We start from the raw sequence: 4,898 nt of genomic DNA, 5'->3' as shown, positions 1-4,898 counted from the left end.
GGCGTGCCGATCGGGTCCTTCTGGCGCAAGTTCCTCTATGCCTTGCGGTTCAAGGACAAGAACCTGCTGTTCTCGTCGGGCGTCAACAGTGACTCGCGCCTGCTCTACATCCGCAACCCGGCCGACCGGGTCAAGAAGGTCGCTCCGTTCCTGAAGCTCGATGGTGATCCCTATCCCGCGATCGTCGACGGGCGCATCCTCTGGATCGTCGACGGCTACACGACGACGGACGGTTTCCCGTACGCCGCGCGCACGTCACTGTCGTCGGCGACGACCGACACCGCGACACAGAACGCGAGAAACATCCGCACGGTGCAGGGCCAGGTCAACTACATTCGCAACTCGGTCAAGGCGACCGTCGACGCGTACGACGGCACGGTGACGCTCTACCAGTGGGGACCGCGCGACCCGGTGCTCGAGACGTGGAAGAAGATCTTCCCGGGAATCGTGAAGCCCGAGTCGTCCATCTCGCCGGACCTCCGGGCGCACCTGCGCTATCCCGAGGACTTGTTCAAGGTGCAGCGGTCGCTTTTGACGAAGTACCACATCACCGATCCGCATGCCTTCTACGCCGGCACCGACTACTGGCGGGTTCCGAACGACCCGACGAAGGAGCCGGTGTCGACGCCCCAGCCGCCGTACTACCTGACGCTGGCGATGCCCGGGCAGACGTCGCCGTCGTTCCAGCTGACGACCGCGCTCGCGCAGAACAACCGGAAGAACATGGCGGCGTTCGTCTCCGTCGAGAGCGACCCCTCGTCGTCCGACTACGGCAAGATGACCGTCCTGCAACTGCCGTCCAACACGCAGGTGTCCGGTCCCGAGCAGGTCGGCAACGACTTCGAGTCCTACACGCCGGCGTCGACCGAGCTGTCACTGCTGCGACGCGGCGGGTCGCGCGTGGACCTGGGCAACCTGCTCACGCTGCCGCTGGGCGGTTCGTTCATCTACGTCGAACCCGTGTATGTCCGCTCCGCCGGTACGACGTCGTTCCCGACGCTGAAACGGGTGCTCGCGTCCTACAACGGGAACATCGCCTACGCGCCGACGCTGTCTGCTGCACTGGACGAGGTGTTCGGCGCGAAGTCCCCGACGTCGACACCGCCACCGTCGAGCGGGCCTCCGACGCAGCAGGGTGGCGGCAACGTCAGCGCCGAGGTGCGGTCTCTCGTTGCGCAGCTCTCCGCGGCGCAGGCTGATGCCGACGCGGCATTGCGTAGAGGTGACCTGGCGGCGTACGCGCGCGCGGAGAAACGGGTCTCCGCGCTGATCAGGCAACTGTCGGCTGCTACCGGCTGACGCTCGTTTGCTCGCGATCTTGCGGCCGACCTATAGTGGATTCACCGACGCGGGGTGGAGCAGCTCGGTAGCTCGCTGGGCTCATAACCCAGAGGTCGCAGGTTCAAATCCTGCCCCCGCTACTGAATAAATCCCTTGCTACGCAAGGGATTTTTTTTTGTTCCGGACCGTTGCGTCGGACCCGGCTCCAGAGGCCATTCTGGCGAGATTCTGGTTCCACGCTCAGCGTGCGGAAGGCCCTGTGGCCTGAGTGGGGCGGTCCGCAGTTCTCGTGGGCCTCAGGTGGCCTGATGTGGGGAATCCAGCGGCTGCAATCGGAACGGACGGCCAGCTCGCCGGCGTTTTCGGCCGGACGCCCGAGCGTGAGCCCGAGCTCATGACCCACCCGAGACTGAACCCTCTGGGTTGGTGAACCCAGAGGTCCGCGAGTCTGTTGGGCGCGTCGCCGCCCGGCGAGTCGCTCGGTTCTGGACCCAGAACTCCGATCAGTCTGCACCGAAGTCCTGGCCGCACCCGGTCGCGGAGGGAGAAGGCCCGGTGGGGGAGGTCGAGGAGCGGGCGGCCGGTTCGCGACGTGGACGGAGGTCGTCCGTCCGAGCGGCGTGCAGCTGGCACCGTCAATAGCGGTCGAAGCGATCACCAGAGAACTCTCCGCCTTGGCGGCCGCCGTCGAAACGCCCGTGGTCGGCGAACTCGTCGCGCTGAAACACCAACTCGTGGTGGCCGAGCGTAAGCCGGTCGCCGTGATGCAAGGCCGCAGTGATGATGCAGGTCCCGTTGAGCCGTGCGGTGTAGGCAGGGTCGAGCTGCATATAGATGTACTCGTCGCCCCTGCGGTGCACGACGGCGCCGTAGGCGGGTGGCAGTCCAGCCAGATGGATGTCTTGGCGTGTGGCGCCGCCGAGCATCGTGGTGTCGGCATCCAGCGGAAAAGACTCGGTCACGCCGCTCGCGGCCGCGGTCCCGGTCATGGCGTATCCGCCGACCGAGGTGACTAGCCGCGGGTGGCCGGCTCCTAATGTGATGACCTGGTGACGGAGACGTCGGCTCATCTTGGGCTCCTCATTGTTGCCTCACCAGGTATTCGTCGCAGCGCCGTGCCTGGATCGGTTGCGCGCGGCGCGGATTAGATGACGTTCGCGTCTCGCTGACGGCCCGCGGCGCTTTCCTCGCTTTTGCCTTCGCCAGACCCTTGCGGTGGGTCGTGATGTCGGCAGCGCCAATCTGCTGCTCGATCGAGGACGGGCGTTGATGCCCGACCCGATGGTGGCGTACGTGGCGAGAGTCCTTCATGTGGGTAGGCGTCAGAGACCGACCACGCGGCGTCGGCTTGGGTCGCTCGCCATGACGTCGATGAGTTGTCCGCAGTTACTAAGTGGGCGTGACGAGGTGCCGGTGGTGCTGGTTCACTCCGCAATGGCCTGTTGGACCGCCTCGATCAGCCGTGGATTGTCTGGCGTCACCTTGGTGCGAAACCGCTTCCGGGGGGTGCCGTCGCGTCCGACGAGGATTTTCTCGAAGTTCCACCTCACCCTTCCTGCCTTGCCGTTCTCGTCCGGGGTGGGGGCGAGCGTTGCGTAGAGCGGGTGGCGCCGCCGTCCGTTGACTTTGAGCTTGCCGAAGACCGGGAAGGTGACGCCGTAACTGGTTCCGCAGGATGTGATCGTCGCTGCGTCACCGGGTTCCTGGAACAGGAATTGGTTGCACGGGAAGCCGAGCACGGTGAAGCCCTGCTCGGCGTAGCGGGCGTGCAGATCCTGCAACCCCGCGTATTGCGGGGTGTAGCCGCATTTGGACGCGACATTGACCACGAGCAGCACCTGCCCGCGGTAGTCGTCGAGGCTGCTTTCGCCACCGTCGGGGGCAGGCACCGAGATGTCGTAGACGCTCATGCGATGCATTCGCTCGCGGACGCAGTGCCGGTTCATGTCAACCGTCGCTCCGGTGAACCGGATTGCGTGATTCGGCGAATGTCCGATGTGGCGGCAGCATCGGACATGTCGGGTCGGCGGGAGTGGGTGTATAGGCCGGTCATCCGGACGGCGCTCGCGCTGTTTCGGCTGTTTGGCTTCCGGTTCGACCTGCGCGGGGTCGAGAACGTGCCGGATCGCGGCGGTGCCGTGCTCGCTTGCAATCACCTGAGCTATTTCGACTTCATGTTCGTGGGCTTGACGGCGCATCTGCGTGGCCGCCGGTTGGTGCGCTTTCTGGCCAAGCAGTCCGTCTTTCGCAATCGGGTGAGCGGCCCGTTGATGCGCGGGATGGGTCACATTCCGGTCGACCGTGCTGCTGGGGCGGCTGCGTACCGCCACGCGCTCGCGTCGCTATCGGCGGGTGAGCTGGTCGGGATCTTCCCGGAGCAGACGATCTCGCGCTCGTTCGTCCCGCGTCCGCTCAAGGCCGGTGCCGCCAGGCTGGCCCTCGAAGCCGGCGTTCCGCTGATCCCGATGGTGACCTGGGGAGGTCACCGGGTGTGGACCACTGGCCGCCGCCCCACATTTCGCCGCCGGGTTCCGGTGATGATCGTCGTCGATGCTCCCTTGACCGTCGTCGACGGGGAGAGCGCATCCGAGCTGACCGGCCGGCTGGCCGCCCGGCTGCGAGCGTTGGTCGAGGAGGTGCTGAGCGACTACCCGGGTGGCGGGCAGGAAGGGCAGTGGTGGTGGCCCGCGCACCTCGGCGGCGGCGCGCCGACGCGCGATGCCGCGACAGGTGTGGAGCGGGCGGCGGTCGCCGAGCTCAACCGCCGATGACGGCCCGTATGGCCGAGCGGATGGTCGAGGCGACGGTGTCGGTTCGTGCCGCGACCGGCGCGGTTTCTGCGGTCGTCGTGGTTCTTCCCGGCGGCAAGGCGGAAAGCTACGCGCCGACCGCGTCGCAGCAGCTGACCCGGCTGCGGATGGTTCCGTTCGCCCGCGCGATCGCCCGCCACGGCCGTCAGCACGGCGTCGAGGTGTGGACGGTGCACTACCGCGTCCGTGGCTGGAACGGCCCCGACGCGTCCCCTGTGCCGGACGTGCGCTGGGCGCTGGCCGAGGTGCGCCGCCGGCATGGTGACGTTCCGGTGGTGTTGGTCGGGCATTCGATGGGTGGCCGGGCGGCGCTGCGGGTGGCGGGTGCCCCCTGCGTCGTGGGGGTGGTCGCGCTAGCGCCGTGGCTGCCCGATTCTGAGCCGGTGGAGCGGCTGGGCGACCGGCGGGTGCTGATCGTGCATGGGAGCGCGGATCTGGTCACCTCACCGCGGGCATCGCGTCGCTACGCCCGGAGGCTGGACGGCGTGGCACGCTGCGTCGGCTACCTGCGCGTGTGCGGGGAGATGCACGCGATGATCTTCCGACCGCGGGTGTGGCATCGGGTCACCGTCAGCTACGTGCTGAACGTGTTGGGCCTGGCGCCGTTGCCGGGCCGATGGCGTCGTGCGCTCGTGCGCGGCTACGTCTGACGGCCGGGACCTGCGTGCTGCTTCGGGGGGAGCGGGAAGAACCCGGAGGTGCGCGCGACGTAGTCGGCGTAGTCGGGCTTGGTCTGGGTCAGCGACTTCTCCAGCAGTGGCTTGCCGGTCTTGGCGGCGAGGAACCATCCCATCGCCAGCGGCGAGA

General features: G+C 67.3%; 5 protein-coding genes and 1 tRNA gene. 4 read left to right on the top strand and 2 right to left on the bottom strand.

The window, feature by feature from the left end:
* On the top strand, nt 1-1,299 hold a 1,299-nt coding region (locus tag VFJ21_04640; protein HET7406410.1), incomplete at its 5' end, for a UPF0182 family protein.
* A 48-nt stretch (nt 1,300-1,347) separates the two neighbouring features.
* Nucleotides 1,348-1,421: transfer RNA gene (locus VFJ21_04635), tRNA-Met, on the top strand.
* A 495-nt stretch (nt 1,422-1,916) separates the two neighbouring features.
* Here VFJ21_04635 and VFJ21_04630 read toward each other — a convergent pair.
* Together VFJ21_04630 and VFJ21_04625 are read right to left on the bottom strand one after the other, a co-directional pair.
* Complete coding sequence (locus VFJ21_04630; protein HET7406409.1) at nt 1,917-2,270, bottom strand: FHA domain-containing protein; 354 nt, start codon at nt 2,268-2,270, stop codon at nt 1,917-1,919.
* A gap of 435 nt (nt 2,271-2,705) precedes the next feature.
* The gene (locus tag VFJ21_04625; protein HET7406408.1) at nt 2,706-3,191 is read right to left on the bottom strand and encodes a glutathione peroxidase; all 486 of its coding nucleotides are present in this window, start codon (nt 3,189-3,191) and stop codon (nt 2,706-2,708) included.
* A gap of 3 nt (nt 3,192-3,194) precedes the next feature.
* Here VFJ21_04625 and VFJ21_04620 point away from each other — a divergent pair, with 3 nt between their 5' ends.
* Together VFJ21_04620 and VFJ21_04615 are read left to right on the top strand one after the other, a co-directional pair.
* Complete coding sequence (locus tag VFJ21_04620; GenBank protein HET7406407.1) at nt 3,195-4,052, top strand: lysophospholipid acyltransferase family protein; 858 nt, start codon at nt 3,195-3,197, stop codon at nt 4,050-4,052.
* On the top strand, nt 4,049-4,741 hold the full coding sequence (locus VFJ21_04615; protein ID HET7406406.1) for an alpha/beta hydrolase: 693 nt from the start codon (nt 4,049-4,051) through the stop codon (nt 4,739-4,741). The genes VFJ21_04620 and VFJ21_04615 overlap by 4 nt, the downstream gene beginning before the upstream one ends.
* Nucleotides 4,742-4,898: the final 157 nt, after the last annotated feature.

Source organism: Mycobacteriales bacterium, from assembly GCA_035690485.1.
GTDB lineage: Bacteria > Actinomycetota > Actinomycetes > JAFAQI01 > DASSKL01 > DASSKL01.
The sequence above is the reverse complement of the archived record's forward strand: the minus strand, read 5'-3'. Positions and strand labels throughout refer to the sequence as shown.

Bases quoted from the DNA above. Each gene is read 5' to 3' on its own strand.
- VFJ21_04630 (HET7406409.1), bottom strand. From the start codon at position 2,270: ATGACCGGGACCGCGGCCGCGAGCGGCGTGACCGAGTCTTTTCCGCTG.
- VFJ21_04625 (HET7406408.1), bottom strand. From the start codon at position 3,191: ATGAGCGTCTACGACATCTCGGTGCCTGCCCCCGACGGTGGCGAAAGC.
- VFJ21_04620 (HET7406407.1), top strand. From the start codon at position 3,195: ATGCATTCGCTCGCGGACGCAGTGCCGGTTCATGTCAACCGTCGCTCC.
- VFJ21_04615 (HET7406406.1), top strand. From the start codon at position 4,049: ATGACGGCCCGTATGGCCGAGCGGATGGTCGAGGCGACGGTGTCGGTT.